The 24931-nt window shown below is 73.9% G+C and carries 18 protein-coding genes and 1 tRNA gene; 5 read left to right on the forward strand and 14 right to left on the reverse strand.

Going from position 1 to position 24931, the window contains the following annotated elements; genetic code table 11:
• The 7 genes from ACWEPF_RS26325 to ACWEPF_RS26355 all read right to left on the reverse strand — a co-directional run.
• The coding region (locus ACWEPF_RS26325) for a Rho termination factor N-terminal domain-containing protein (protein ID WP_452174454.1) at positions 1-361 on the reverse strand (361 nt) is incomplete at its 3' end.
• A gap of 534 nt (positions 362-895) precedes the next feature.
• A complete protein-coding gene (gene thrB, locus ACWEPF_RS26330) occupies positions 896-1813 on the reverse strand; it encodes a homoserine kinase (RefSeq protein WP_452174455.1) in 918 nt (305 codons plus the stop codon).
• 303 nt (positions 1814-2116) lie between these two features.
• Positions 2117-3202, reverse strand: a complete 1086-nt coding sequence (gene thrC, locus ACWEPF_RS26335; RefSeq protein WP_345290093.1) for a threonine synthase — start codon at positions 3200-3202, stop codon at positions 2117-2119.
• 8 nt (positions 3203-3210) lie between these two features.
• Positions 3211-4551 (reverse strand): homoserine dehydrogenase, encoded by a 1341-nt coding sequence (locus tag ACWEPF_RS26340; RefSeq protein ID WP_345290249.1) that lies wholly within the window; start codon positions 4549-4551, stop codon positions 3211-3213.
• Between the two features lie 147 nt (positions 4552-4698).
• Entirely contained in the window at positions 4699-6090 is a 1392-nt protein-coding gene (gene lysA, locus ACWEPF_RS26345) for a diaminopimelate decarboxylase (RefSeq protein ID WP_452174456.1), read from the reverse strand.
• Between the two features lie 80 nt (positions 6091-6170).
• On the reverse strand, positions 6171-7832 hold the full coding sequence (gene argS, locus ACWEPF_RS26350; protein WP_452174457.1) for an arginine--tRNA ligase: 1662 nt from the start codon (positions 7830-7832) through the stop codon (positions 6171-6173).
• Positions 7833-7940: 108 nt separating this feature from the next.
• Positions 7941-8366, reverse strand: coding sequence for a response regulator (locus ACWEPF_RS26355; RefSeq protein WP_345290089.1), 426 nt, complete (start codon positions 8364-8366; stop codon positions 7941-7943).
• Between the two features lie 148 nt (positions 8367-8514).
• Here ACWEPF_RS26355 and ACWEPF_RS26360 point away from each other — a divergent pair.
• Positions 8515-8586, forward strand: a tRNA-Arg gene (locus tag ACWEPF_RS26360).
• A gap of 120 nt (positions 8587-8706) precedes the next feature.
• Here the strand turns inward: ACWEPF_RS26360 and ACWEPF_RS26365 are convergent.
• A complete protein-coding gene (locus tag ACWEPF_RS26365; protein WP_452174458.1) occupies positions 8707-9567 on the reverse strand; it encodes a trypsin-like serine peptidase in 861 nt (286 codons plus the stop codon).
• A gap of 141 nt (positions 9568-9708) precedes the next feature.
• Entirely contained in the window at positions 9709-10413 is a 705-nt protein-coding gene (locus tag ACWEPF_RS26370) for an ABC transporter ATP-binding protein (protein ID WP_345290087.1), read from the reverse strand.
• Positions 10414-10550: 137 nt separating this feature from the next.
• Here ACWEPF_RS26370 and ACWEPF_RS26375 point away from each other — a divergent pair, with 137 nt between their 5' ends.
• Genes ACWEPF_RS26375 through ACWEPF_RS26385 form a run of 3 tightly spaced genes read left to right on the forward strand, consistent with a single transcriptional unit; the run spans position 10551 to position 17478 of the window.
• The gene (locus tag ACWEPF_RS26375) at positions 10551-13793 is read left to right on the forward strand and encodes an FtsX-like permease family protein (RefSeq protein ID WP_452174459.1); all 3243 of its coding nucleotides are present in this window, start codon (positions 10551-10553) and stop codon (positions 13791-13793) included.
• Entirely contained in the window at positions 13790-16525 is a 2736-nt protein-coding gene (locus ACWEPF_RS26380; protein ID WP_452174460.1) for a hypothetical protein, read from the forward strand. The genes ACWEPF_RS26375 and ACWEPF_RS26380 overlap by 4 nt, the downstream gene beginning before the upstream one ends.
• Positions 16522-17478: an ABC transporter ATP-binding protein gene (locus tag ACWEPF_RS26385; protein ID WP_380150122.1), complete on the forward strand. Its 957-nt coding sequence runs from the start codon at positions 16522-16524 to the stop codon at positions 17476-17478. Before ACWEPF_RS26380 ends, ACWEPF_RS26385 begins: the two co-directional genes overlap by 4 nt.
• 268 nt (positions 17479-17746) lie before the next feature.
• Here the strand turns inward: ACWEPF_RS26385 and ACWEPF_RS26390 are convergent, their stop codons facing one another.
• The 4 genes from ACWEPF_RS26390 to ACWEPF_RS26405 form a co-directional block, all read right to left on the reverse strand.
• A complete protein-coding gene (locus tag ACWEPF_RS26390) occupies positions 17747-18622 on the reverse strand; it encodes a carbohydrate kinase family protein (protein ID WP_452174461.1) in 876 nt (291 codons plus the stop codon).
• A 94-nt stretch (positions 18623-18716) separates the two neighbouring features.
• A complete protein-coding gene (locus ACWEPF_RS26395; RefSeq protein ID WP_380150123.1) occupies positions 18717-20261 on the reverse strand; it encodes an MFS transporter in 1545 nt (514 codons plus the stop codon).
• A 70-nt stretch (positions 20262-20331) separates the two neighbouring features.
• Positions 20332-22044 carry a DUF885 domain-containing protein gene (locus tag ACWEPF_RS26400; protein ID WP_452174462.1) on the reverse strand — a complete coding sequence of 571 codons (1713 nt, stop codon included), beginning with the start codon at positions 22042-22044 and terminating at the stop codon, positions 20332-20334.
• A 96-nt stretch (positions 22045-22140) separates the two neighbouring features.
• Complete coding sequence (locus ACWEPF_RS26405) at positions 22141-22827, reverse strand: rhomboid-like protein (protein ID WP_345290081.1); 687 nt, start codon at positions 22825-22827, stop codon at positions 22141-22143.
• Positions 22828-22970: 143 nt separating this feature from the next.
• Here ACWEPF_RS26405 and ACWEPF_RS26410 point away from each other — a divergent pair, with 143 nt between their 5' ends.
• Positions 22971-23744, forward strand: coding sequence for a TetR/AcrR family transcriptional regulator (locus tag ACWEPF_RS26410; RefSeq protein WP_452174463.1), 774 nt, complete (start codon positions 22971-22973; stop codon positions 23742-23744).
• A gap of 162 nt (positions 23745-23906) precedes the next feature.
• Here ACWEPF_RS26410 and ACWEPF_RS26415 read toward each other — a convergent pair whose 3' ends face one another.
• On the reverse strand, positions 23907-24758 hold the full coding sequence (locus ACWEPF_RS26415) for a fumarylacetoacetate hydrolase family protein (protein ID WP_452174464.1): 852 nt from the start codon (positions 24756-24758) through the stop codon (positions 23907-23909).
• Positions 24759-24931: the final 173 nt, after the last annotated feature.

Consider the following 24931-nt stretch of genomic DNA (forward strand, 5'->3'; position numbering starts at 1 on the left):
AGAACAGCGCCTCGTTGAGCTTCTCGCCGGCCCGCAGGCCGGTGTAGCGGATCTCCACCTCCTCCGCCTCCAGCTGCACCTGACGGGCGAAGTTGCCATGCTCGCCGCCACCCCGCTCTCCGAATGGCAGCGGGTCTCCGCCGCTCTTCTCCTTGATGGCCTCGATCAGCTGGCTCTTGCGGAGGCGTCCGGTACCGCTGATCCCGAGGGTCGAGGCGAGCTTCTGCAGCTCGGCCAGGACCAGGCCGTCCAGGCCCGCGGCGGCGGTACGACGGCGCCGCGCCGGGGCCGCGGGGGCGTTGGCCGCGTCCGACGCCTCGGCGTCCGGGCGCGCGCCCATCAGATCGGTGGAGTCGCTCACTAAGGGTCCTTCCCTGGAGCGGACGTCGGCCTGTCTGGCTCGGCGACCGGTTGTGCTGTCCTGACCAACGCTCGACTGCGTCGGTCCGAGGCGGTGATCCCCCGAATGGCTCTGCCAATCGGGGAAGAGCTGCGATGTGCACGGTGGTGCGAAGTGGCGCGGGCCGGGCTTCGTGCCGACCCCGCTGCCCGCGATTCCCGGGCCCCCGTCGCGTCACGGCGACCGGGCCCCATCCGGGCGCGGTGCTACGTGGGAGGCCGCGGGAGGGAGTCAGGTGCCGTCACGGCTTCGGGATACGGCCGCATCCGCGCAGGCAGGCTGCGTACGCGCTGCGGAGGGGTCCCGGAGGATCGTGGTCCCGTTCGGCCACGGCCCCACTCGTGCGGACTGGCCGCAGCTGTGGGAGGGCGGGATCGGGACGCGGCGCACCGCACCCCGGAGGGCATCTGGTGCAGCAATGAGGTTAACACTACCGACCCCCTGACACATTCCCCGGCCCTGTTCTCGTCAATCGTGTCCGCGCGGGCGAACCGCTCAGCCGTCCAGCGGGAGCACCTGGGTGCCGGCGGCGTCCAGGTCCAGCCGGTGCGCGGCGAAGTCCGGGCCCGCGAAGGAGAGCAGCTTCTCGGCTCCGGCCTCGTCCGCCAGCGCCAGCACCGTGGGGCCGGCGCCGGAGATGACGGCGGGCACGCCCTCGGCGCGCAGGGCACCCACCAGGGCGGCGCTGCCGGGCATGGCGGAGGCGCGGTAGTCCTGGTGCAGGCGGTCCTCGGTGGCGGCGAGCAGCAGTTCCGGACGGTTCGTCAGGGCCTCGACGAGCAGGGCCGCGCGGCCCGCGTTGACGGCCGCGTCACCGAGCGGGACGGTCTTGGGCAGCAGGCCGCGGGCGGTCTCGGTGAGCACCTCGGTGGAGGGGATGAAGACCACCGGGACGACCCGGGAGGACGGCTCCAGGCGGACGGCCTTGGCCGACTCCTCGTCCGTCCAGGCGATGGTGAAGCCGCCGCGCAGGCAGGCCGCGACGTTGTCGGGGTGGCCCTCCAGCTCGGAGGCGAGGGCCAGCAGGGCGTCGTCGTCCAGGGCGGACGGGCCGCCGATGGTGACGGCCCGGGCGGCCACGATGCCCGCGCAGATGGCCGCGGAGGAGGAGCCGAGGCCCCGGCCGTGCGGTATCCGGTTGGCGCAGACGACCTCCAGGCCGCGCGGCTGGCCGCCGAGGCGGTCGAAGGCGGCGCGCATCGAACGGACCATCAGGTGCCGTTCGTCGCGCGGCAGGGAGTCCGCCCCCTCGCCCGCGATGTCCACCGAGAGGCCGCTGTCGGCCACCCGGACCACCACGTCGTCGTACAGGCCGAGGGCGAGTCCGAAGGCGTCGAAACCGGGGCCGAGGTTGGCACTGGTCGCGGGGACCCGGACCCGGACGGCGGCAGCACGGAACGCGGGACCAGCCATGGTGGTGGGACTCTCCTGAGGGATGACGGCCCGGTTGGGGGGCGGGCCTGCGGTGGTACGTGTGCGGGGCCTGAGGTCGGCGCCCCCGGCGGGCGGCGCGTCCGCACGCGGCACGGCCCGCTGGATCCAGACTATCGAAGAGAGGTTCCACAGCGGTACACCCCGCACCCCTCCGATCTGCCGTGTTGCCGGATCTGGCCGGAAAGCGTGCCGTTCCTGACGGCACGCGATCAGGTGCGGGAGCCCGTCGACGACGCGGACGGGCCACCCCCCGAAAGGGGCGGCCCGTCCGTTGACGCGGTGTCAGTCCAGCAGCCCCAGACGGCGGGCGGCCGCCTCGGGGTCGATCGGGACGATCTGCGGCTGCGGCGCGCCGGCCACCGCCCAGTCCGGGTCCTTGAGGCCGTTGCCGGTCACGGTGCAGACGATCCGCTGGCCCGGGTCGACCAGGCCGGCCTCCGCCTTGGCCAGCAGGCCGGCCACCGAGGCGGCCGAGGCGGGCTCCACGAAGACGCCCTCCTGGGAGGCCAGCAGCCGGTAGGCGGACAGGATCTGACGGTCCGTCACCTTGTCGATGAGGCCGCCGGAGTCGTCCCGGGCGGCCAGCGCGTAGTCCCAGGAGGCCGGGTTGCCGATCCGGATCGCGGTGGCGATGGTCTGCGGCTTGAGCACCGGGGCGCCGTCCACGATGGGGGCCGAGCCGGACGCCTGGAAGCCCCACATCCGCGGGGTGCGGGCGGCCAGGCCGTCCTTGGCGTACTCGGTGTAGCCCTTCCAGTAGGCGGTGATGTTGCCCGCGTTGCCGACCGGGAGGACGTGGATGTCCGGGGCGTCGCCGAGCATGTCGACGATCTCGAAGGCGGCGGTCTTCTGGCCCTCGATGCGCACCGGGTTCACCGAGTTGACCAGGGCGACCGGGTACTTCTCGGAGAGTTCACGCGCCAGGGTGAGGCAGTCGTCGAAGTTGCCGTCCACCTGGAGGATCTTCGCGCCGTGCACCAGGGCCTGGCCCATCTTGCCGAGCGCGATCTTGCCCTGCGGCACCAGCACGGCGGAGACCATGCCCGCGCGCACCGCGTACGCCGCGGCGGAGGCCGAGGTATTGCCGGTGGAGGCGCAGATGACGGCCTGGGCGCCGTCCTCCTTGGCCTTGGAGATGGCCATGGTCATCCCGCGGTCCTTGAAGGAGCCGGTCGGGTTGGCGCCCTCGACCTTGAGGTAGACCTCGCAGCCGGTGCGCTCGGAGAGGACCTGGGCCGGGACGAGCGGCGTGCCGCCCTCCAGCAGGGTGACGACGGGGGTGGCGGCGGTGACCGGCAGACGGTCGCGGTACTCCTCGATGAGCCCGCGCCACTGGTGGGTGTGACCGCTCTGGACTACGGCGTTCATGGTGCTTCCTACTCCCCTTCAACCCGCATGATGCTGGCCACGCCGCGCACGCTGTCGAGTGCGCGGAGCTTGTCGACCGTCGCCGACAGCGCGGCGTCGGTGGCGCGGTGGGTGACCACGACGAGCGAGGCGTCGCCCGCCCGTCGCCCGCCACCACCCTCAACGGAGGCGACTTCGTCGCCGCCCACGCTGCGGCCCTGCTGGCGGACGGTGTCGATGGACACCCCGTGGTCGGCGAAGACGGTGGCGACCTGCGCCAGCACGCCCGCCCGGTCGTCCACGTCCAGGCTGACGTGGTACCGGGTGATCACCTGGTCCATCGGCTTGGCCGGCAGCTGGCTGTAGACCGAGTCGCCCGGGCCGGTGGCCCCGTTGAGCTTGTTGCGGCAGACCGCGACCAGGTCGCCGAGCACCGCCGAGGCGGTCGGCGCGCCGCCGGCGCCCGGACCGTAGAACATCAGCCGGCCGGCCGCCTCGGCCTCCACGAAGACCGCGTTGTACGCCTCGCGGACCGAGGCCAGCGGGTGGCTGAGCGGGATCATCGCCGGGTGCACCCGGGCGGTGACCGACTCGCCGTCGGCGGCCCGCTCGCAGATGGCCAGCAGTTTGACCACGCAGCCCATCTCCTTGGCGGAGGCGATGTCGGCGGCGGTCACCTCGGTGATGCCCTCGCGGTAGACGTCCGCGGCGGTGACCTCGGTGTGGAAGGCGATGCCGGCCAGGATCGCGGCCTTGGCGGCGGCGTCGAAGCCCTCCACGTCGGCGGTCGGGTCGGCCTCGGCGTAGCCGAGCGCGGTGGCCTCCTCCAGCGCCTCGGAGTACCCGGCGCCGGTGGAGTCCATCTTGTCCATGATGAAGTTGGTGGTGCCGTTGACGATGCCGAGCACCCGGTTCACCTTGTCGCCGGCCAGCGACTCGCGCAGCGGGCGGATCAGCGGGATCGCACCGGCGACGGCGGCCTCGTAGTAGAGGTCCACGCCGGCCGCGGCGGCCGCCGCGTGCAGCTCGGTGCCGTCCTTGGCGAGCAGCGCCTTGTTGGCCGAGACCACCGAGGCGCCGTTCTCGAAGGCCTTGAGGATCAGGCTCTTGGACGGCTCGATCCCGCCGACCACCTCGATCACCACGTCGATGTCGCCGCGGCCGACCAGGGCCTCGGCGTCGGTGGTGAGCAGCTCCTCGGGGACCCCGGCGCGGGCCCGGCCGGCCCGGCGGACCGCGATGCCGGCGAGCTCGACCGGAGCGCCGATCCGCGCGGCGAGGTCGGCGCTGTGCGTCGTCATGATGCGCGCCACCTCGGAGCCCACCACACCACAGCCCAGCAACGCCACCTTCAGCGGGCGCGTACGCATCATCCGACTCCGCTCTGCTTTCTCGGGGATTCCGGCGGGCTCCATGGTCGGCGGTTGCCGCTGCCCGCAGGGTATTCGGTCCGTACCAGTCTCCGGGACCAGCCGCACGGATCTACGGCCGGTCCAGGATCTGAGACGAGGATTTCTCTATCCGATATCGAGACGCAGGAGATCCTCCTCCGTCTCGCGCCGGACGATCACCCGGGCCGAGCCGTCCCTGACGGCCAGCACGGGGGGCTTGAGGGCGTGGTTGTAGTTGCTCGCCATCGAGCGGCAGTAGGCGCCGGTCGCGGGGACGGCGATCAGGTCCCCGTCCGCCAGGTCGGCGGGCAGGAAGGCGTCGCGGACCACGATGTCGCCGGACTCGCAGTGCTTGCCGACCACCCGGACCAGCATCGGCGCGGCCTCGCTGGTGCGGGAGACCAGGGCCACCGAGTACTCGGCGTCGTACAGGGCGGTGCGGATGTTGTCCGACATCCCGCCGTCGACGCTGACGTAGGTGCGCAGTCCGTCGAGGGGCTTGATCGTACCGACCCGGTAGAGGGTGAACGCGGTCGGCCCGACGATCGCCCGGCCCGGCTCCACGCTCAGGCGCGGCGCGGTCAGCCCGGCGGCCGCGCACTCCCGGCGGACGATGTCCGCCAGCGAGGCGGCGATCTCGGCCGGCGTGCGCGGGTCGTCCTCGCTGGTGTACGCGATGCCCAGGCCGCCGCCCAGGTCGATCTCGGGCAGCTCCACCCCGTGCTCGTCCCGGACCTCGGCCAGCAGGCCGACCACCCGGCGGGCGGCCACCTCGAAGCCGGCCGTGTCGAAGATCTGCGAGCCGATGTGGCTGTGGATGCCGCGCAGCTCCAGGCTCGGGTGGGCGAGGGTGCGGCGCACCGCCTCGGCGGCCCGGCCGCCGTTCAGCGAGAGGCCGAACTTCTGGTCCTCGTGCGCGGTGGCGATGAACTCGTGGGTGTGCGCCTCGACGCCGACCGTCACCCGGATCAGCACCGGCTGCCGGACGCCCAGGCGCTCGGCCACCGCGGCCAGCCGCTCGATCTCCTGGAAGGAGTCCAGCACCACGTGGCCGATCCCGGCCTTGAGCGCCTGCTCCAGCTCCTCGACGGTCTTGTTGTTGCCGTGCAGCGCGATCCGCTCCCCCGGCATCCCGGCCGCCAGCGCCACCGCCAGCTCGCCCGGGCTGCACACGTCGAGGTTCAGCCCCTCCTCGTGCAGCCAGCGCACGATCGCCTTGGAGAGGAAGGCCTTGCCCGCGTAGTAGACGTCCGCCCCGGGCCCGAAGGCGTCCCGCCAGGCCCGGGCCCGCTCGCGGAAGTCGGCCTCGTCCATCACGTACGCCGGGGTGCCGTGCTCCGCCGCGATCGCTTTCACGTCCAGCCCGCCGACGGTGGCGACGCCGTCGGCGCCGCGCGCGACGGTGGAGGACCAGACCTTCGGGTCCAGCGCGTTGAGGTCGGCCGGGGGCGCCAGGTAGTGGCCCTCGGGCAGCACGTCCCCGTGGCGGGGACCGGCGGGGTGGGCGGAGCGGCTCATCTGCTTTTCCTTACGAGGAGGGGCGGTGACGAGTCCTGACGGACCGTCACCGCCCCCTGGATTCTCGGGGGTTGGTGCGTCTACATCCGCTCGGGCGTCGATACGCCCAGGAGCGTCAGGCCGTTGGCGATGACCGTGCGCGTGGCGTCGGCCAGCCAGAGGCGGGCGTGCGTGAGGTCGGTGACCTCCTCGTCGCCCTTGGGCAGGATCTGGCAGTTGTCGTAGAACCGGTGGTAGTCACCGGCCACGTCCTCCAGGTAGCGGGCCACGTGGTGCGGCTCGCGGTACTGGCCGGCCTGGGCCAGCACCCGCGGGAACTCGCCGAGCTGGCCGAGCAGGGCGCGCTCCCACTCGGTGGAGAGCAGCTCGGGCTTGAAGCCCTCGGCCGAGGCCTTGGCGATGCCCTTCTGCTCCGCGTTCCGCTGCACCGAGCACATCCGGGCGTGCGCGTACTGGACGTAGAAGACCGGGTTCTCGTTGGTCTGGCTGGTCAGCACGTTGATGTCGAGCGTGATGGTCGAGTCGGTGGGGTAGCGCACCAGCGAGTAGCGCGCGGCGTCCACGCCGATCCACTCGACCACGTCGTCGATCGTGATGATGTTGCCCGCCCGCTTGGACATCCGGACTTCCTGCCCGTCCCGGACCATCTTCACGAACTGACCGATCATCACCTCGATGTTCTTGTCCATGTCGTCGCCCGCGCAGGCGGCGATGGCCTTGAGGCGGTTGACGTAGCCGTGGTGGTCGGCGCCGAGCATGTAGACCGAGACCTCGCTGCCGCGGTCCCGCTTGCTCAGGTAGTAGGCGGCGTCGGCGGCGAAGTAGGTGGTCTCGCCGTCGGCCTTGATCAGGACGCGGTCCTTGTCGTCACCGAAGTCGGTGGTGCGCAGCCAGATCGCACCCTCCTGGTCGAAGACGTGACCCTGCTCGCGCAGCCGCTCGATGGACTTCTCCACCGCGCCGGAGTCGTGCAGGCTCTTCTCGGAGAACCAGGTGTCGAAGTGGGTGCCGAACTCGTCCATCGAGCGCTTGATCTCGGCGACCATCAGCTTGAGGCCCTCGGTGCGGAACACCTGGACCTGCTCGTCCTCCGGGAGGTCCAGCACGCCGGGGACGTTCTCCACCAGGACCTTGGCGATGTCGACGATGTACTCGCCGACGTAGCCGTCCTCCGGCGCGGGCCGGCCGTTCGCGGCGGCCTGCAGCGAGGCGGCGAACTTGCCGATCTGCACGCCCGCGTCGTTGAGGTAGTACTCGGTGGTCACCTCGGCGCCGGTCGCCTTGAGCACCCGGGCCAGCGAGTCGCCGACCGCCGCCCAGCGGACGCCGCCGATGTGGATCGGGCCGGTCGGGTTCGCCGAGACGAACTCCAGGTTGATCTTCAGACCCTTGAGCGCGTCGTTCCGGCCGTACGCCGGGCCGGCCTCGACGATGCTCCGCGCCAGCTCGCCACGGGTGGCGTCCTCCAGCGTGATGTTGAGGAAGCCCGGACCGGCGATGTCCACCTTCGACACACCGGCGATCTCTCGGAGACGCCCGGCCAGCGCCTCCGCGACGGCTCGCGGCGGCTTGCCGGCCGGCTTCGCGAGCTGGAGGGCCACGTTGGTGGCGTAGTCGCCGTGGTCCCTGTTCTTGGGCCGTTCGATCGTCACGTGCTCGGGCACGGCGACGGTCAGCTCGCCCGCCTCGATGGCGGCGCTCACTGCGGCCTGGACTGCCTGGGAGAGATCTGCGGGTGTCACGGGCCCCAGCCTAGGCGAGAGGGGGCCGGGGGCCGCACCTGGTTTGCCGGTTGAGACGTGCGCGCCGCGACCGCGTTCGCTCTCGGCGAACGCCCCGCCCCGCTCCCCCTACTCCCCGAACCCGTGCGCGAACCGCTGCCGCCGACCCGGGTCGCTCACCTTCATCGCCATCAACCGGCGCACCAGCGCCACCAGGTCGGCCGGGTCGAAGGGCTTCCCCAGGTACCCGTCCACCCCCACCGACTGGCCCTGCCTCAACTCGGCCGGGGCGCAGGCGCTCACGATCGCGATCGGCAGCCGCGCGGTGGCCGGCGCCGCCCGCAGCCGGGCCGCCGTCTTCAACCCGTCGAGCCTCGGCATCATCACGTCCAGCGTCACCACGTCGGGCGCCACCCGGCGGACCACCTCCAGGCACTCCGCACCGTCGGCGGCGGTCACCACCTCGAAGCCCTCAAGCTCCAGGTTGACTCTGATCAGCTGGCGGATCACCTCGCTGTCGTCCACCACGAGGACCCGCCCGGAGGCTCCGGACACCTCACCGAGGGTAGCCGCGCACCCACCCGCCCGTCCGGCCTTTTCCCCACATCCGTCTCACCTTCCGCCGGCCCCCTCCCAAACCCGTGCACGGACCACTCCCCCGACCTGGTAACGTTCTCTCCGTCGCCGCAAGGGGACACAGCAGGCCCCCGTAGCTCAGGGGATAGAGCACCGCCCTCCGGAGGCGGGTGCGCAGGTTCGAATCCTGCCGGGGGCACTTCGCAAGAAGTGCCACAGAGGCCCAGATTGACCATCGGTCAGTCTGGGCCTTCGTCATGTTCCGGGCCTTGGAGCGCGCAGCGCGGGTGTCCCGGGTTCCTCTGCCGGTGACGGGTGGTCAGCCGGCGACTTCCCGGTAGAGGTCCTGGAGGTCGGGGCCGAGGGCGGGGCTGTAGGAGGTGTCCTCGGTGTCGCCGCCCTGTTGGTGGCCGCCGATGATGCCGATGAGGTGGCCGGTAGTGGTGTCGATGAAGGGGCCGCCGCTGGTGCCGCCGGGGTAGGAGGGGCAGTCGATGCGGCGTTGGGTCGGGGACTGGGCGGTGGTGGTGTTGGTGCAGAGCAGCGGGGTGTCGCTGCGGGCGGGGTAGCCGTAGAGGCGGGCGGTGGCGGTGAGGGGGGCCGCGAAGTCGACCGGGGTGCCGCCGAGGACGGACTGGATGGTGCGGCCGGTGGTGGGGTCGGGGGCGATCTCGAGCAGGGCGAAGTCCTCGTCCGGGTCCTCGGAGTCCTGCCAGGCCTCGGTGGTGTGGACGGCGGTGACGCGCCAAGTGCCGTACGGGGCTTCGCCGTTGCGGTAGGCGGGGGTGAAGGTGACGCCTTCGGCGGTGTCCAGGCAGTGGGCGGCGGTGACGGCCAGGGTGCCGCCGGGGCTGTCGATGACGCCGGCCGTGCAGAAGTGGTGGCCGCCGGAGGAGAGGACGCCGACGCGGTCGGCCTCGGGGCCGGACGGTGCGGTGGAGGTGGTGCCGTACACGACGGCGACGGGGGTGGGAGACGGCGCGGGGGTGGGGGAAGGCACGGGCGCGGGGGCGGGCGAGGCGGGCGGGTCGGCCGCGGGGACGGTGACCGCCTCCGCGGCGGTGAGGGCCTGCGGGGTGGGGGCGGTCTCCGGGGGCGTCGCGTTGCGCGCGGCGGCGGGCGTGACGGCGAGCAGCAGGCTGAAGGCGGCGGCCAGGCCGAGGCGGTGCCAGAGGTTCAAGGCTGCGCTCCTGCCGAGAGGGGTCCGGGGGTTCCCACCTTGGGCTGCGGTTCTGAGGATCGGATGATCCACCGCCTTGAAGAGCCTGGGAATCCCCCGGACGGAACCTGGGAGCGACTACCTGAGGTCGGTCACGCGGCGTCAGTCCACCACCGCGGGTTCGACGATGCGGCCGTCGTGGAGTTCGAGGACGCGGTCGGCCTGGGACATCAGGGTCGGGTCGTGGGTGGCGACCAGGGCGGTGACGCCCTGGGAGTGGACGACGGCGCGCAGGAGGTCCATGACGGCGAGGCCGGTCTCGGAGTCGAGCTGGCCGGTGGGCTCGTCGGCGATGATCAGGGCGGGGTCGTTCGCGAGGGCCCGGGCGATGGCGACGCGCTGCTGCTGGCCGCCGGAGAGTTCCGAGGGGAGCTGGTCGGCATGGCCGGCCAGGCCGACCAGGGCGAGGAGGGTGTGGACGCGCTCCTCGCGTTCGGCGGCGGGCAGGCGCCGCAGCCGCATCGGGACGCCGACGTTCTCGGCGGCGGTGAGCACCGGCAGCAGGCCGAAGGACTGGAAGACGAAGCCGATGCGGTCGCGCCGCAGGGCGAGCCGGCCGTTCTCGTCGAGCGCGGAGAGGTCGGTGCCGTCGATGACGATGCTTCCGCCGGTGGCACTGTCGAGACCGCCGACGAGGTTGAGCAGGGTGGTCTTACCGGAACCGGACCTGCCCTTCAGGGCAGTGAGTTCCCCCCGTTCGGCCATAAAGGAAACGCCCCGAAGGGCATGCACCTCATTGGCCCCGCTGCCGAAGCTCCGTCGCAGGTCAGAGACCTGGACCATGGGCCCGGACTGGTTCTCCGTCATTTCGGCATCCCCCAGAGAGTGTGACGAGGGAAGAATTCTGCCCATCAACATCTCGATTCGCGCAAGACCCTTCCCGTAACGAACGATCTCTGACAGAGTCGTCCGCTATCCGGGACGGGGGTTTACGGGGAATGTTCATGTTCGTTCTGCGGCGCCTGCGTGGGCGGCTGCCGCTCGCCGCTGCGGTCCTGCTCATGGTGCTCACCACGACCACCGTGCTGACCGCGCTGGCGGCCTTCGACCGCACGGTCGGCGAGGCCGGCCTCCGCCGTGCCCTGACCGGGGAGCCCCGGGCCGCCGTACTGGTGGGGACCGACCGTCAGAGTGCGCGCGAGAAGGACGACGCCGCGGTGGCCGCGTTCGGCCGCGAGGTGTTCGACGGGCTGCCGGTGACCACCCGCAGCGTCGCCCGCAGCAAGGCGTACGGGCTGCCCGCCAAGCAGGCCCAACCGGCCGACGCGCAGCCGGACTTGACCGTACTGGCCGCCCTCTCCCCCGACCGGGTCGAGCTGCTCGGCGGCCGGCTGCCGCAGCCGCCGCGGCCGGGCGCCCCGGTCGAGGTGGCCGCGCCGCAGGGCGCGCTCCCCCGGCTCGGCCTGGACGCCGCCGCGCTGCCCGCGAAGCTGACCATCGTCGACCGCTACACCAACGTCCCGCTCGACGTGCTGGTCACCGGCGTCTACCGGGCCGCCGACCGCTCCGCGGACTACTGGCGGCTGGACCCGCTGGGCGCCCGCGAGGTGCAGGTCAAGGGCTTCACCACGTACGGGCCGATGCTGGTGGACGACTCCGCGTTCACCGGCGGCCGGGTGGACCAGGGCGGCCGCAGCTGGCTGCTGACCACGGACTTCTCCACCGTCACCACCGAGCGGATGGCGTCGCTCCGGCAGCGTCTCCCGCAGCTGCGGGAGGACTTCCAGCAGCGCAGCGGGCTGCAGGCCGAGACCGGCCTGGCCGATCTGGTCGGCGAGCTGCGCTCGGCCGCGCTGGTGGCCCGGTCGACGCTGCTGATCGGGGCGCTCCAGCTGGTGGTGCTGGCGGTGGCGGCGCTGCTGCTGGTGGTGCACCTGGTGACCGAGCGCCGCGCGGGCGAGAACGCGCTGCTGACCGCGCGCGGCGGCAGCCGGGCCCAGCTGGCCGGGTACACGGCGGTGGAGTCGGTGCTGCTCGCGCTGCCCGCCGCGCTGCTGGCCCCCCTGCTGGCGGGCCCGGTGCTGCGGCTGCTGGGCCGTCAGGAGGCGCTGGCGGGGCTGGCGCTGGACAGCACCGGCTGGTGGCAGCGCTGGCCGGTGGCGCTGGTCTGCGCGCTGGCCGGCGTGGTGCTGACCTCGCTGCCTCGGGGCGGCGCGCAGCGCACCCGGTCCCGGCGGCAGGCGGTGGTGAGCACGGCCGCGCGCTCCGGCGCGGACGTGGCGCTGCTGGTGCTCGCGGTGCTGGCCTACCGTCAGCTGGCGGGCCGCACCGGCGGGTTGTCCACCACCGCGGACGGCGAGCTCGGGGTCGACCCGGTGCTGGTCGCGGCGCCGACCCTGGCGCTCTGCGCGGGCACCCTGCTGGTGCTGCGACTGCTGCCGTTCGCGGCCCGCTGGGGCGCCCGGACGGCGGCCCGCGGCACGGGGCTCGGCCCGGCGCTGGCCGGCTGGCAGCTGGCCCGCCGCCCGGGGCGGGCGAACGGCCCGGTACTGCTGCTGGTGCTGGCGGTGGCCACCGGCGTGCTGGCGCTCGGTCAGCACACCGCCTGGAGCCGCTCCCAGCACGACCAGGCCGACTTCACCACCGGCGGCGGCCTGCGGATCTGGGGTTCGGCGATCGGCGTCCTCGGCCAGTCCGGCCGCTACGGCGCGCTGCCCGGCGGCGAGCGGCTCGTCCCGGCCTCGCAGGTGGACCAGAGCCTGCCCGCGGGCAAGGTCGGCAAGCTGCTGCTGCTGGACACCGCCAAGGCGGCCCGCGAACTGCCCGTCCGCCCCGACCTGTTCGACGGCGTCCCGGCCCGGGACGTGCTCGGTCCGCTGGCGGGCGCGCCCGGCGGCGGCGTGCCGCTGCCCGGCAGTCCGGTGCGGGTCGACCTGACCGTGGACGTGAAGCTGGGCCCGATGCCGGAGACCGCCTTCCCGCCGGACTCGGTCCAGGGCCCCTCGCTCCGGCTGATGCTCCGTGACCGGTACGGCCTGGTGCACCGGGTGTCGGTGCCCTCGCTCGGGACCGGCGGCGAGCGGACCGTCCGGGTCGACCTGGCCGCCCTGGCCGGCCCGCCGGTCGGCTCCGTCGCCACCCCGCTCACGCTGGCCGCCGTGCTGGTCAACTTCCCCCAGAGCTACGCCCAGCCGGAGGGCGAACTGACGGTCCGCCGGCTCGCGGTGTCCGACACCGCCGACGGCCCGGCCGCGCCGGTGGCGCTGCCCGGCACCGGCTGGCAGGCGCACCAGGAGGCGGAGGTCCGGCCCGGCGAGTCGACGCCGAAGGACGCGCTCAAGGTGCTGCCCGGCCCGGAGGGCGGCCTGGCGATGGGGTACCAGCCGACCGGCGCCTCCCCCTTCGGCCTGGCCTCCGTCGTGCTGGCCCCGCCCGGGGCCCGGCCCGACGGGCGCCCGGACGACGGGCCGCTGCCCGCCGTCGCCACCCGGGACTACCTGGCCTCGGTCGGCGCGAAGACCGGCGACCGGATCGAGGTCCTGGTCGGCGGGGTGAAGCTGCCCGTGCGGGTCGTCCGGGCGGTGGAGGCGCTGCCGGTGGCCGGGGCCACCGCGATCGCCGTCGACCTGCCGGCCGTGCACGGCCGGCTGGCCGCCCGCGGGATCGAGGCGGGCGCCCTGATGGAGTGGTGGCTGCCCGCCGCCGCACCGGGCGACCGCGCCCCGGCCGTGGCCGCCGCCGCGCTGCGCGGCGGGCCCGGCCTCCAGCAGCTGGAGCTCTCCGGCGAGCGCGCCGACGCCATGCTGCGCGATCCGCTGAGCGCCGCCCCGCAGGGCGCGCTGGCCGCGCTGGCGGTGGTCTCCGCGCTGCTGGCGGCGATCGGCTTCGCGGCCTCCGCCGCCGCCTCGGCCACCGAACGGGCCGGCGAGTCCGCCGTCCTGCTGGCACTCGGCACGCCCCGGCGGCTGCTGACCCGGGCGGTGGCGGCCGAACAGGCCGTCCTGGTGCTGCTCGGCACCGGCGTCGGCCTGGTGCTCGGCGCCGCCCTGGTCCAGCTGGTGGTGCCGCTGCTGGTGCTCACCCCGGCCGCCCGGCAGCCCCTGCCCGAGGTGCTGGTCGGCCTGCCGCTCTGGCCCACCCTGGCGCTGACCGCCGCCACCGCCGGGCTCCCGCTGCTCACGGCCGCGCTCGGCGGCGCCCGTCGAGGCGGCCCGGCCGCCGGTCTGCGCCGCCCGGAGGAGTCATGACCGCTCAGCTGACCACCACCCCGGACGGGCCGGAGCCCCGGCACCGCCCGGCCGGCGCGCCCTGGGTCCGCACCCGTCTGCGGGCCATGCCCGCGGCCGCCCTGCTGACCGCGCTGCTCGCGCTGGTCACCGCCTTCCTGGCCGCCGCCCTCCCGCTGACCGCGGACCGGGGCGCCGACCGCGCGCTGCGCGGCTACCTGGCCGGTGCCGGCGAGGACGCCACCAGCCTGCACGCCGGCGCTCCCGGCCGGTTCGGCAACGAGATCGCCTCCCTGGACTCCGTCGCGAAGCTGCTCACCGAGAAGATCGGCGCCGAGCTGCCGCTCGCTCCGGGCGGCCCGGTGTACGGCACCGGCGGCGTCCACTGGCAGGGGCTCAGCACCCCGGGGGTGGCCGCTCCGGACGGGGTGCCGCCGGAGCTCACCCTGCTCTACCTGCACGAGGCCGAGAAGCACCTCCGGCTGACGCAGGGTCAGTGGCCGACCGGCCGGCCGCAGGACGGCGAGCCCTGGCCGGTGGTCTTCGCCGAGGCCACCGCCAAGACCCTGAACATCCACCTCGGCCAGGTCCTGGACGCCGGAGCGGACGCGCGGTTCGGCGGCGAGGCCCCCCGGGTCAAGGTGGCCGGGCTGTTCACCGCCGACTCCAAGGACCCGTTCTGGATCGGCCACGGCTGCGCGCTGAAGGCCTGTCAGACCTACACCCGGACCCCGCCGTACGACATGTACTGGCAGGCGGCCGCCCTGGTCAGCCCCGACTACGTGAAGGCGGTCGGCGCCTGGGGCACCGGCACGATGGACTTCTGGCGCCTGCCGGTCAGCACCGAGGCGCTGCGGGCCGACCGGCTCGCCGAGACCTCGGGCTCGCTGGCCACCGTCACCTCCGGCCCGGTCGCCGCCTCCGTGGTCTCCGAGAGCCGGCGCACCGACCTGCGGGTGGAGTCCCAGCTGCGCGCCCTGATCGACGAGGCGCGGGCCCGGCAGACCGCCGCCACCACGCTCACCTCGGTCGGCCCCGCCGGGGCCGCCGGAGTGGCCGCCGTGGTGCTCTGCCTGGCAGCCGCGCTGGCCGCCGACCGCCGCACCGCCGAACTCCGGCTGCTCCGGGCCCGCGGCGGCAGCACCGGCGGGCTGGCCCGGCGGCTGCTCGCCGAGGGCGCCGTCACCGTGCTCCCCACCGCCGCGCTCGGCACCGCCACCGCCCTGCTGCTCCTCCCGACGTACCGTCACACCACCGCCCTGGTCGCGGCGGTGACGGTCACCCTGCTCGCCTGGCTGGCCTTCCCGGTCCGGGCGCTGCTCGCCCTGCGGGCCCCGAAGCCCGGCAGCCGCCGCCGGCTGATGGCCGAACTCCTCGTCCTGGCCGCCACGGTGGCCGCCGTGACGCAGGCCCGCCGCCGGGGCGTGACCCCGGTCGGCGAGGGCATCGATCCGCTGCTGGTCGCCGCCCCGCTGCTGCTCGCGCTCTCCGGCGCGGTGCTGCTGGCCCGGCTCCAGCCGCTGCTGATCGGTCTGCCGGCCCGGTGGTCCGCCCGCCGCCCCGGCGCGGTGGGCTTCCTCGGCCTGGCCCGGGCCGCCCGTGGCGGTCCCGGCGGACGGCCCTCGGTCCTGCCCCTGCTGGCCCTGCTGCTCGCGGTCGGCTGCGCCGCCTTCGGCTCCACCGCCCTGGCGGGGGTGACCACCGAGCGCGCCGCCTCCGCCCGCTACCAGGTCGGCGGCGACGCCACCGTCCGGGCCCTGGTGCCCGGCACCCTCCCGGACGGCTTCGCCGAGGCCGCCGCCCGGCTGCCCGGTGTCCGCACTGCCGTCCCGGTGCGGACCGAGGACGACCTGACCATGACCTCGGAGGACGGCGGCTCGGCCCGGGTCGCCCTGGTGGCCGCCGACCCCGTCCCGTACGCCGAGGTGGCCGCGGTCGCCGGGCGCGGCACCTTCGACCCCGCCCTGCTCGGCCCCGCCCGGGACGGCGTGCTGCCCGCCCTGGTCAGCCCCTCGATCCCACAGGGCGACTACAAGCTCTACCTGCCCGGCGGCATGCTGCGGATCCACACCGTCGGCACGGTGGGCATGAGCCCCGCCGTGCTCGGCACCTCCATCCCGACGGTGCAGATCGCCGCCGTGCCGGCGGTCGGCCCGGCCAACAGCTGGCTCGCCACCGGCCCGGTCGACGAGGGCGCCCTGCGCGCGCTCGCCGAGAAGAGCTTCCCCCGGGTCGACGACGCCGCGATGCCGGACGCGCAGAAGCCCGGCTTCAGCGTGCACACCAGCGCCGGGACGGTGCGCGCGCTTGGCGAGGACCCGCTCCAGGCCGCCGCCGAACGCACCTTCTGGGCCGCCGTCGTCACCACCGCCCTCTACGCGGTGCTCGCCGTGCTGCTCACCCTGGTCCGGGCCGTGCCCGAACGGGCCGCGCTGCTCGCCCGGCTGCGCACCATGGGCCTGATGCCGCGTCAGGGCCTGGCCCTGGTGCTCGCCGAATCGCTGCCCCCGGTGCTGCTGGCCGCGGCCGGCGGAGCCGGGGTCGCGGTGGCCGCCGTCCTGCTGCTCGGCCCGGCCGTCGACCTCAGCCCGCTGGTCGGCACCGCCGTCGACCCCGGCCTGCGGCTGCTCACCGGCCCGGTCGCCGCCCAGGCCCTCGGCCTGGCCGCGCTGGCCACCCTCGCGGTGCTGGCCGAGGCCGCCGTCACCGCCCGACGCCAGATCACCACCGAACTGAGAGCAGGTGACCAGTGACCACCACCCCACCGCCCAGCCTGGCCGACCTCCGGGCCAAGGCGCTGGCCGCCGCCGCCCCGGCGGCCCCCAAGGGCGACGCCGCCATCGTCTGCGAGCGGCTGGTCCGGATCTTCACCACCGACAAGGTGGAGGTCCAGGCCCTCCAGGGCCTCGACCTGACCGTCGACCGCGGCGACCTGGTCGCCCTGGTCGGCGCGTCCGGCAGCGGCAAGTCCACCCTGCTCAACGTGCTCGCCGGGCTGGACACCCCGACCGCCGGCTCCGCCACCGTGGCCGGCTGCGACCTGCTCACCCTCGGCGGCAAGGAACTGCTGCGCTACCGCCGCGAGGTGGTCGGCTTCGTCTTCCAGCAGACCGCGCGCAACCTGCTGCCCTTCCTGACGGCGGCCCAGAACGTGGCCCTGCCCATGCAGTTGCGCGGCGGCTCCCGGAAGTCCGGGCGGCAGCAGGCCGCCCGGGTCGGCGAGCTCCTGGAGGCCCTGGAGATCGGCGAGTTGGCCGGACGCCGCCCCGCCCAGCTCTCCGGCGGCCAGCAGCAGCGCGTCGCCATCGCCGTCGCCATGGCCAACGACCCGGCCGTCCTGCTGGCGGACGAGCCGACCGGCGAACTCGACTCCGAGACAGCCGCCGGCGTCTTCGAGGCCCTGCGCACCGTCAACCGCGAACTCGGCGTCACGGTGGTGGTCGTGACCCACGACCCGATGGTGGCCGGCGAGGTCCGCCGCACGGTCGCCATCCGCGACGGCCGCACCAGCAGCGAGGTCCTGCGGCGCACCGTCACCGACGAGGACGGCCAGGAGAGCGTCAGCGAGCGCGAGTACGTGATGCTCGACCGCACCGGCCGGGTCCAGCTCCCCCCGAAGTTCGTGGCGGCCCTCGGCATGCAGCACCGCGTCGCGGCCGACCTGGCAGCCGACCACATAGAGATCCGCCCGGACGACCACACGTAGGACTCGGCCCGGAAGGGCAGCGACCCAGGGGCGCGAGGAACTGCGCGGGTCGGAAGGCGGCCCACCGGCAACTGAACCGCCGTCAGCCAGTTGCAGGTGCTGCCGTTCCCCTGCGCGCAGTTCCCCGCGCCCCCGGTGTGACCACTCTCGTCAGCCAGCCGTGCCGTTCCGCTGCGCGCTCACGCGGCGGAGCCGCAGATCAGCAGAGCCCCGCGCCCCCGGGATCACCACGTACGTCCCTCGCGGCCCCGCACGTGCGTCCCTCGCGTCACCACGTGCGTACGACGGGCCCCGTTCCGGGGGCGGTGCAGGCGTACGCCCCGGTCAGTGCTCCCGCGTGGGCGGCGTCGAGCGGTGGGCGGCCCGCGAGCCAGGCGTGCAGGAAGCCGGCGACGTTGGCGTCGCCCGCGCCGTTGGTGTCGACCACGGGGCGGCCCGGGTCCACGGCCGGGACGTGGTGCAGGACGGAGGGGTCCTCGCGCAGCAGCACCCGGCTGCCGGCCGCGCCGTCAGTGGCGCAGACCACCCGCGCCCGGCCGTCCGCCAGGACGCGCCGCATCAGGTCCGCCGTCCGCCCCCGGCTCCCCGCCGCCGAGAGGAAGACCAGGTCGGCGTTGAGCGCGTAGTGCAGGTGGTGCGGGTTCTCACCGTCCCAGTCGTGCAGGTCGGTCGAGCTGGTCCGGCCGAGCCGCCGGACGTCCTCGAACATGTCGCGGTTGACGCCGGTGATCGAGAGGTGGACGTGCCGGCTGCGCTCCAGGTGCGGCAGGTAGAAGGCGGACGGCAGCCGCAGCTCCGCCGGGTGCCGGCCGTCGTAGAAGGAGAACCGGCGGCCCTGGGCGTCCACCAGGTTGACCGAGCGCGGGGTGCCGTCCGGGGAGACCAGGTGGTGGAACGGCAGTCCGTGGCGCCGGAATTCGGCCAGCAGCAGTTCGGCCTGCGGGTCGTCGCCCAGGTAGTCGAGGAAGGTGGTGCGCAGCCCCAGCCGGTGGGCGCCGAGCGCGACCCCGGTGCCGGTGTGTGCGGCATGGTCGCGCACCGGTGGGACGTGCAGCGAGTCGGCGTCGGGCAGGTGGAGCCGGTCCACCCGGACGATGGTGTCGACGCCGGCTCCGCCGACCACCAGCAGGTCGTTCTCGGTCATGGCGGGAGTCAACCAGGGCCGCCCGTACGACGGCAATCCCTTGCGGAAAGAATCCGCAAGGGATTGCCGGGAGTTGACGCCCCGTCAGGCGGGGTCAGACCGCCGCGTGCACCGTCCGCTCGGACTCCGCCTCCCCCGGGACGGGCTTGTGGTCGATCATCAGGAAGGCGATCACCGCCGCCGCGATCAGGATGCCCATGGCCACGACGGTGGCCACCGAGTAGCCGTGCACCGCACCCTGGGCCTGCACCGCCGGGTCGGCCGCGTTCCGGCTCACCAGGTAGGTGGTGGTGACGCTGGCCGCGATGGTGTTGAGCAGCGCGGTGCCGATCGAACCGCCCACCTGCTGGGCGGTGTTGATGACGGCGGAGGCGGCGCCGGTCTCGTTGGGGGCGACGCCGAGGGTGGCCAGGCTCATGGTCGGCATGAAGATCAGGCCCATGCCGAAGCCGAGCAGCAGCTCGCTGGGCAGCACCATCGTCAGGTAGGAGCTGTCCACCTTGAGGTTGATCAGCCAGGCCATGCCGGCCGCGGCCAGCAGCAGCCCGGGCACCACCAGGTTCCGGGACGGCACCCTGGTCATCATCCGGGCCGCGAAGCCGGTGGAGGCCAGGATGATCGCCCCGGTCATCGGCAGGAAGGAGACGCCGGCCATGACCGGCGAGTACCCCTTGATCACCTGGAGGTAGTAGGTGAGGAAGAGGAACAGGCCGAACATCCCGATCATCGCCATGCCGACCGCCAGCGCGGCGCCGCCGCGGTTGCGGTCGCCGATGATGTGCAGCGGCAGCAGCGGGTGGGTGGTGCGCTTCTCCACCACGACCAGCAGGGCCAGCAGCAGCACGCCGAGCACCAGGCAGCCGAGCACCAGCCAGTCGCCCCAGCCGCGGCCGGTGGCCTCGGAGGTGCCGTAGACGATGGCCAGCAGGCCGCCGCAGCCGAGCACCGCGCCGGGCAGGTCGAGCCTGGTCCGGTGGTGCTTCTCCACGTGGTCGCGCTGGAGCAGGTAGAAGGCGCCGATCGCGGCGCCGAGGGCGATCGGGATGTTGACGAACAGGCACCAGCGCCAGTCCAGGTACTCGGTGAGCAGACCGCCGGAGATCAGGCCGATCGCGGCGCCGCAGCCGGCGATGGCGCCGAAGACGCCGAAGGCGGTGGAGCGTTCCTTCGGGTCGGTGAAGGTGGTGGAGAGCAGCGAGAGGGCCGAGGGGGCGAGCACCGCGCCGAAGGCGCCCTGGAGGGCGCGGGCGGCGAACAGCATCCAGCCCTCGGTGGCCAGGCCGCCGATCGCGGAGGCCACCGCGAAGCCGAGCAGGCCGACGGTGAAGGTCCGCTTGCGGCCGAACAGGTCGCCGATCCGGCCGCCGAGCAGCAGAAGTCCGCCGAAGGCCAGCGTGTAGGCGGTGATCACCCACTGCCGGTTGGCGTCCGAGATGCCGAGGGCCTTCTGGGCGGATGGCAGCGCGATGTTCACGATGGTCGCGTCCAGCACGATCATCAGCTGGGCGATGGCGATCACGGCCAGTGCCCACCAGCGGCGGGAATCGGCCGTGCGGTCTTCGGGAGCGTGCAGATGGGACACCGTGGGCCGCCTTCCGGGGGACGCCGGAGAGAGCGCGCTCTCTCCGAGCTGCTCCATCCAGGAGATCCCTCGGACGGGTGAGCGGCAATTCGGCCGCCCGGGCCGGTGCCCGGGCGGCCGTCCGCCCCTACAGTGCGGCCAGCACCTCGACCAGGTCGTCCAGGCCGAGCGAGCCCTGGGAGAGCGCGGCCATGTGCCAGGCCTTCTGGTCGAACTCCTCGCCGCGGGCCACGGCGGCCGCCCGGGCCGCCTCCCGGCCGCGCAGCCAGGCCCGCTCGCCGAGCTTGTAGCCGATCGCCTGGCCGGGCAGGCCGAGGTAGCGGATCAGCTCGCTGTCCAGGAACTCGACCGAGAGCCCGCAGTAGCGGCCGAAGAACTCCCGAGCGTCGTCGGGGAGCATCGCCTCGCCCGGCCGGTACGGCGAGTCGGCCGGGAAGTCCAGGCCGACGTGCATGCCGATGTCCACGATCACCCGCAGCGCGCGCATCATCTGCGCGTTCAGGTAGCCGAGCCGGTGGCCGGGGTCGGTCAGGTAGCCGAGCTCGTCCATCAGGCGCTCGGCGTACAGCGCCCAGCCCTCCAGGTTGGCGCTCACCCCGCCGAGGGTGACCTGATAGGTCGACAGCTTGTCGGCGCAGTACGTCCACTGGGCCAGCTGGAGGTGGTGGCCGGGGACGCCCTCGTGGTACCAGGTCGAGACCAGGTCCCAGACCGGGAAGCTCTCCCGGCCCAGCAGCGGCAGCCAGGTGCGGCCGGGGCGGGAGAAGTCCAGCGAGGGGGCGGTGTAGTACGGGGCGGCGGCGCTGCCGGGCGGGGCGATCCGGGACTCGACCTGCAGCAGCGGGTCGGCCAGGTCGAAGTGCACGCCCTGGAGGTCGCTCATCGCCTGGTCCATCAGGCCCTGGAGGTACTCCCGGACGGCCTCCTCCCCCCGGATCGCCGGGCCGTCCTTCTCCAGCCAGGCCATCGCCTCCATCGGGGTGGCTCCGGGCAGCACCTTGCCGGCCTCGGCCCGCATCTGCGCGTCCAGCTCGTGGAACTGCCCCCAGGCCCAGGCGTACGCCTCGTCCAGGTCGAGGTCGGAGCCGGTCCAGTAGCGGACCCAGCGGGCGTACCGCTCGCGGCCGACGGTGTCGGACTGGCCGGCGGCGGCCGCGCCGTAGACATCGCGCAGCCAGTCGCGCAGCTCGGCGAAGGCCTCGGCGGCGGAGACGGCGGCCGCCGTCAGGGCCTCCCGCTGCTCGGCGGGGGCCGGCTCGACGAAGCGGCCGAACCAGCCGCCCGGGCCGCCCTCCAGCCACTCCTCCAACTGGCCGACCACGGTGGTGACCTGACGGGGGCCCGAGAGCAGGCCGCGCTCGATGCCCTCGGCGAGCAGCTCGCGGTAGCCGGCCAGGGTGGCGGGCACCCGGGCGAGTCTGCGGCCGATCAGCTCCCACTGCTCCGGGGTCCCGGTGGGCAGCAGGTCGAAGATCTCGCGGACGCCGTGCAGCGGGGAGGAGAGGTTGCGGACGGCGCGGAAGTCCTCGCCGGCCTCGTGGACGGCCAGCTCCGCGGTCAGCCGCTCGCGCAGCAGCCGGGCGCAGCGGCGCTCGGCCTCGTCGGCGGCCGCACCGGCCGCCTCCGCCGCGTCCAACCGTGCCAGGGTGTGGCGGGCCAGCTCGGCCACGGCGGCCTGGCCGGCCGGGGAGAGGTCGGGGAGCCGGTCGTCGTCCTGCGGCCCCAGCCCGAGGTAGACCGCGGTCAGCGGGTCGAGGGCGACCAGGGCGTGGACGTACGCGTCGGCGATGCGGCGCGGGGTGGAGCCGTCGCTGTCGGAGTTGATCAGTGGTTCAACCATCCGGACATCCTCGCGCAGGCGGGCCGGTTTGCAAGCCCCCCGGAGAGGGATGCCGGGGCGCCGCCGGAAACTGCCCCCGGCAGTTCGGACCGACCGTCAGGGGGCGGCACGGCGGCGCAGGGCGCGCAGGGCCTCGACCGGGTCCCAGACCGGGCGGCCGCGGGCGAAGCGGTAGAAGCTCAGGCCGATCAGCACCGAGCAGAAGTGGCCGAGGTCGGTGAAGGTGTGCGAGGTGATCAGCGGGAGGAGGTAGAAGAAGAGCAGGCCGGTGCCGTAGACCCAGCGCCAGCGGCCGGCGAACCGGTAGGTGAGCACGCCCTCGACCCCGGCCAGCGCGTAGGAGACGCCCACGTCCACCGTGGTGGCCATGTTCTCCGGCAGCCGTCCGGCGTCCACTCCCCAGGCGACGATGCCCTCGCTGATGAAGGTGGCCAGCACGTGCGCGGTGAGCGCGACGGCCAGCCAGCGCAGGGTGCCGAGCCAGCGCTCGGCCGGGACGTGGAAGACGTTGAAGATCACGAAGTAGAAGGGGAAGGAGGCGGACTCGGTCCAGATCGCGCTGGCCAGCAGGGCGTGCACCGGGTGCGAGCGCAGCTGGTCGATGTTGGTGGACCGCTTCCCCAGGAACCAGTCCAGGTTGGCCGGGTCGATCCGGGCCACCACGAAGCTGGTGCAGGCCAGCAGCAGCAGCCAGGTGAAGGTGCCGGGCGCCGCCCTGACGTACCGCCAGACCGCCTGCCCCGCGCGGGCGGCCGCGCCCCGGCGCACGGGCTGCTCGTTCACGCTCTCCTGCAACCCGACTCCCTCGCTGGTGCGGCCGACGCTGACATGATGGTCCGTTATGTCCGCTTCATCGGGCCGCCCCGCCGAAACCGGGGCAGATCGGGGGAGGGGTGGAGGCCGGGCGGGCGGCTACCCTGACGGCCATGACTGCGACGATCCCGACCACGGACCCGGCACCGGCTCCGGCTCCGGCTCCGGCCACGGCCTCGGCGGAGGTCCCGGCGGACCCGGCCACGGCGACGCGGCGGCCCGGATACCGGCGGCTGCCCGTGCAGCAGCGTCGGGAGCAGCTGATCGCGGTGGCGCTGGAGCTGTTCGCCTCCCGCCCGCCGGAGGAGGTCAGCCTCGACGACGTGGCCGAGGCGGCCGGCGCCTCCCGGCCGCTGGTCTACCGGTACTTCGCCGGCAAGCAGCAGCTCTACGAGGCCGCCCTGCGCAGCGCGGCGGAGGAGCTGTCGGGCCGTTTCACCGTGCCGCCGGACGGCACGCCGACCGAGCAGCTGGCCGCGGTCCTGGACCGGTACTTCGAGTTCGTGGCCGAGCACCACACCGGGTACGGGGCGCTGCTGCGCGGCGGGTCCGTGGTGGAGACGGCGCGGACCGGGGCGATCGTGGACGAGGTGCGGCGGGTCGCGCTGCGGCGGACGCTGCGGCACCTCGGGGTGCGGGAGGCCGCAGGGCCGCGGCTGACCCTGCTGGTCCGCTCCTGGATCTCGGTGGTCGAGGCCTCGGCGCTGACCTGGCTCGACGAGGGGCGCCAGATCGAGCCGGAGTCGCTGCGGGACTGGCTGATCGACCAGTTCGTGGTGATGACCGCCGCGACCGCCGCCCACGACCCGCAGACCGCGGGGGTGTTGACCGCCCTCCTGGACCGCGACCCGCAGGCGGTCGCCCTGCTGCACCGCCTGGCCCCGTAACGGCGCGAGGAACGTACGTGGTGATCCCGGGGGCGCGAGGAACTGCGCGCGGGGGAACGGCAGCACCTGCAACTGGCTGACGTGCCCTCAGGTGCAGGTGAGCCGCCTTCCGCACTCGCGCAGTTCCTCGCGCCCCCAACAAACTCGCCTGCGGCGAGCGCGTCAGGCCTTGCCGAGGACCTGGCGTTGGCGGCCGAGGCCGGTGACCTCGAGTTCGATCACGTCGGCGGGCTGGAGGAACGGGGTGCCCGGGCGGCCCAGGGTGACGCCGGCGGGGGTGCCGGTGACGATGACGTCGCCAGGCTCCAGGACCATGAAGTGGCTGAGGTAGCGGACCAGTTCGACCACCGGGAAGATCATCTCGGCGGTGGTGCCGTCCTGCCGGAGCTCGCCGTTGACCCAGAGGCGCAGCCCGAGCTCCTGCGGGTCCCCGGCCTCGTCCGGGGTGACCAGCCAGGGGCCGAGCGGGGTGAAGGTCTCGGCGGACTTGCCCTTGTCCCACTGGCCGCCGCGGTCGAACTGGAAGGCCCGCTCGGTCACGTCGTTGACCACCGCGTACCCGGCGATCGCCGCGGCCGCGGCCTCGTGGTCGTCCAGGTACCGGGCCGTCCGCCCGATCACCACGGCCAGTTCGACCTCGTAGTCGGTCTTGGTGCTGCCGCGCGGCACCAGGACCTCGTCGTACGGACCGACCACCGTGTTGGAGGGCTTGAGGAAGACCACCGGCTCGGCCGGGATCGCCGCGCCGGCCTCCGCCGCGTGGTCACGGTAGTTGAGGCCGATCCCGACCACCTTGCCCGGCCGGGCGACCGGGGCGCCGGTGCGCTCGCCCTCGATCGAGGTGACCGGCAGCTCGCCGGCCGCGACGGCCCGGGCGAGCCCGGCCGGGTCGAGCGCGGCCAGGAAGGCCCCGTCGATGTCGCCGGTGATCCCGGAGAGGTCGTACGCGGTGCCGTCCTGCCCGAGCACCACGGGGCGCTCGGCGCCCTGGGGGCCGACTCGGAGGAGCTTCACTGCCCATCACCACCTGGTTCGTCGCATGCCATGGAGGAGCATCCGAGGTATATCAACCGCCGGAGCCTTCGATCCAGAGGTGTCCAGTCGGCGGATTCCTATCAATTCATCCAAGCCGCCGGAGCACCGATTCGGTGTCCAGCACGCTTGACAGCGGGCCCCCGGTGCTCCGT

The organism is Kitasatospora sp. NPDC004289 (assembly GCF_053602875.1).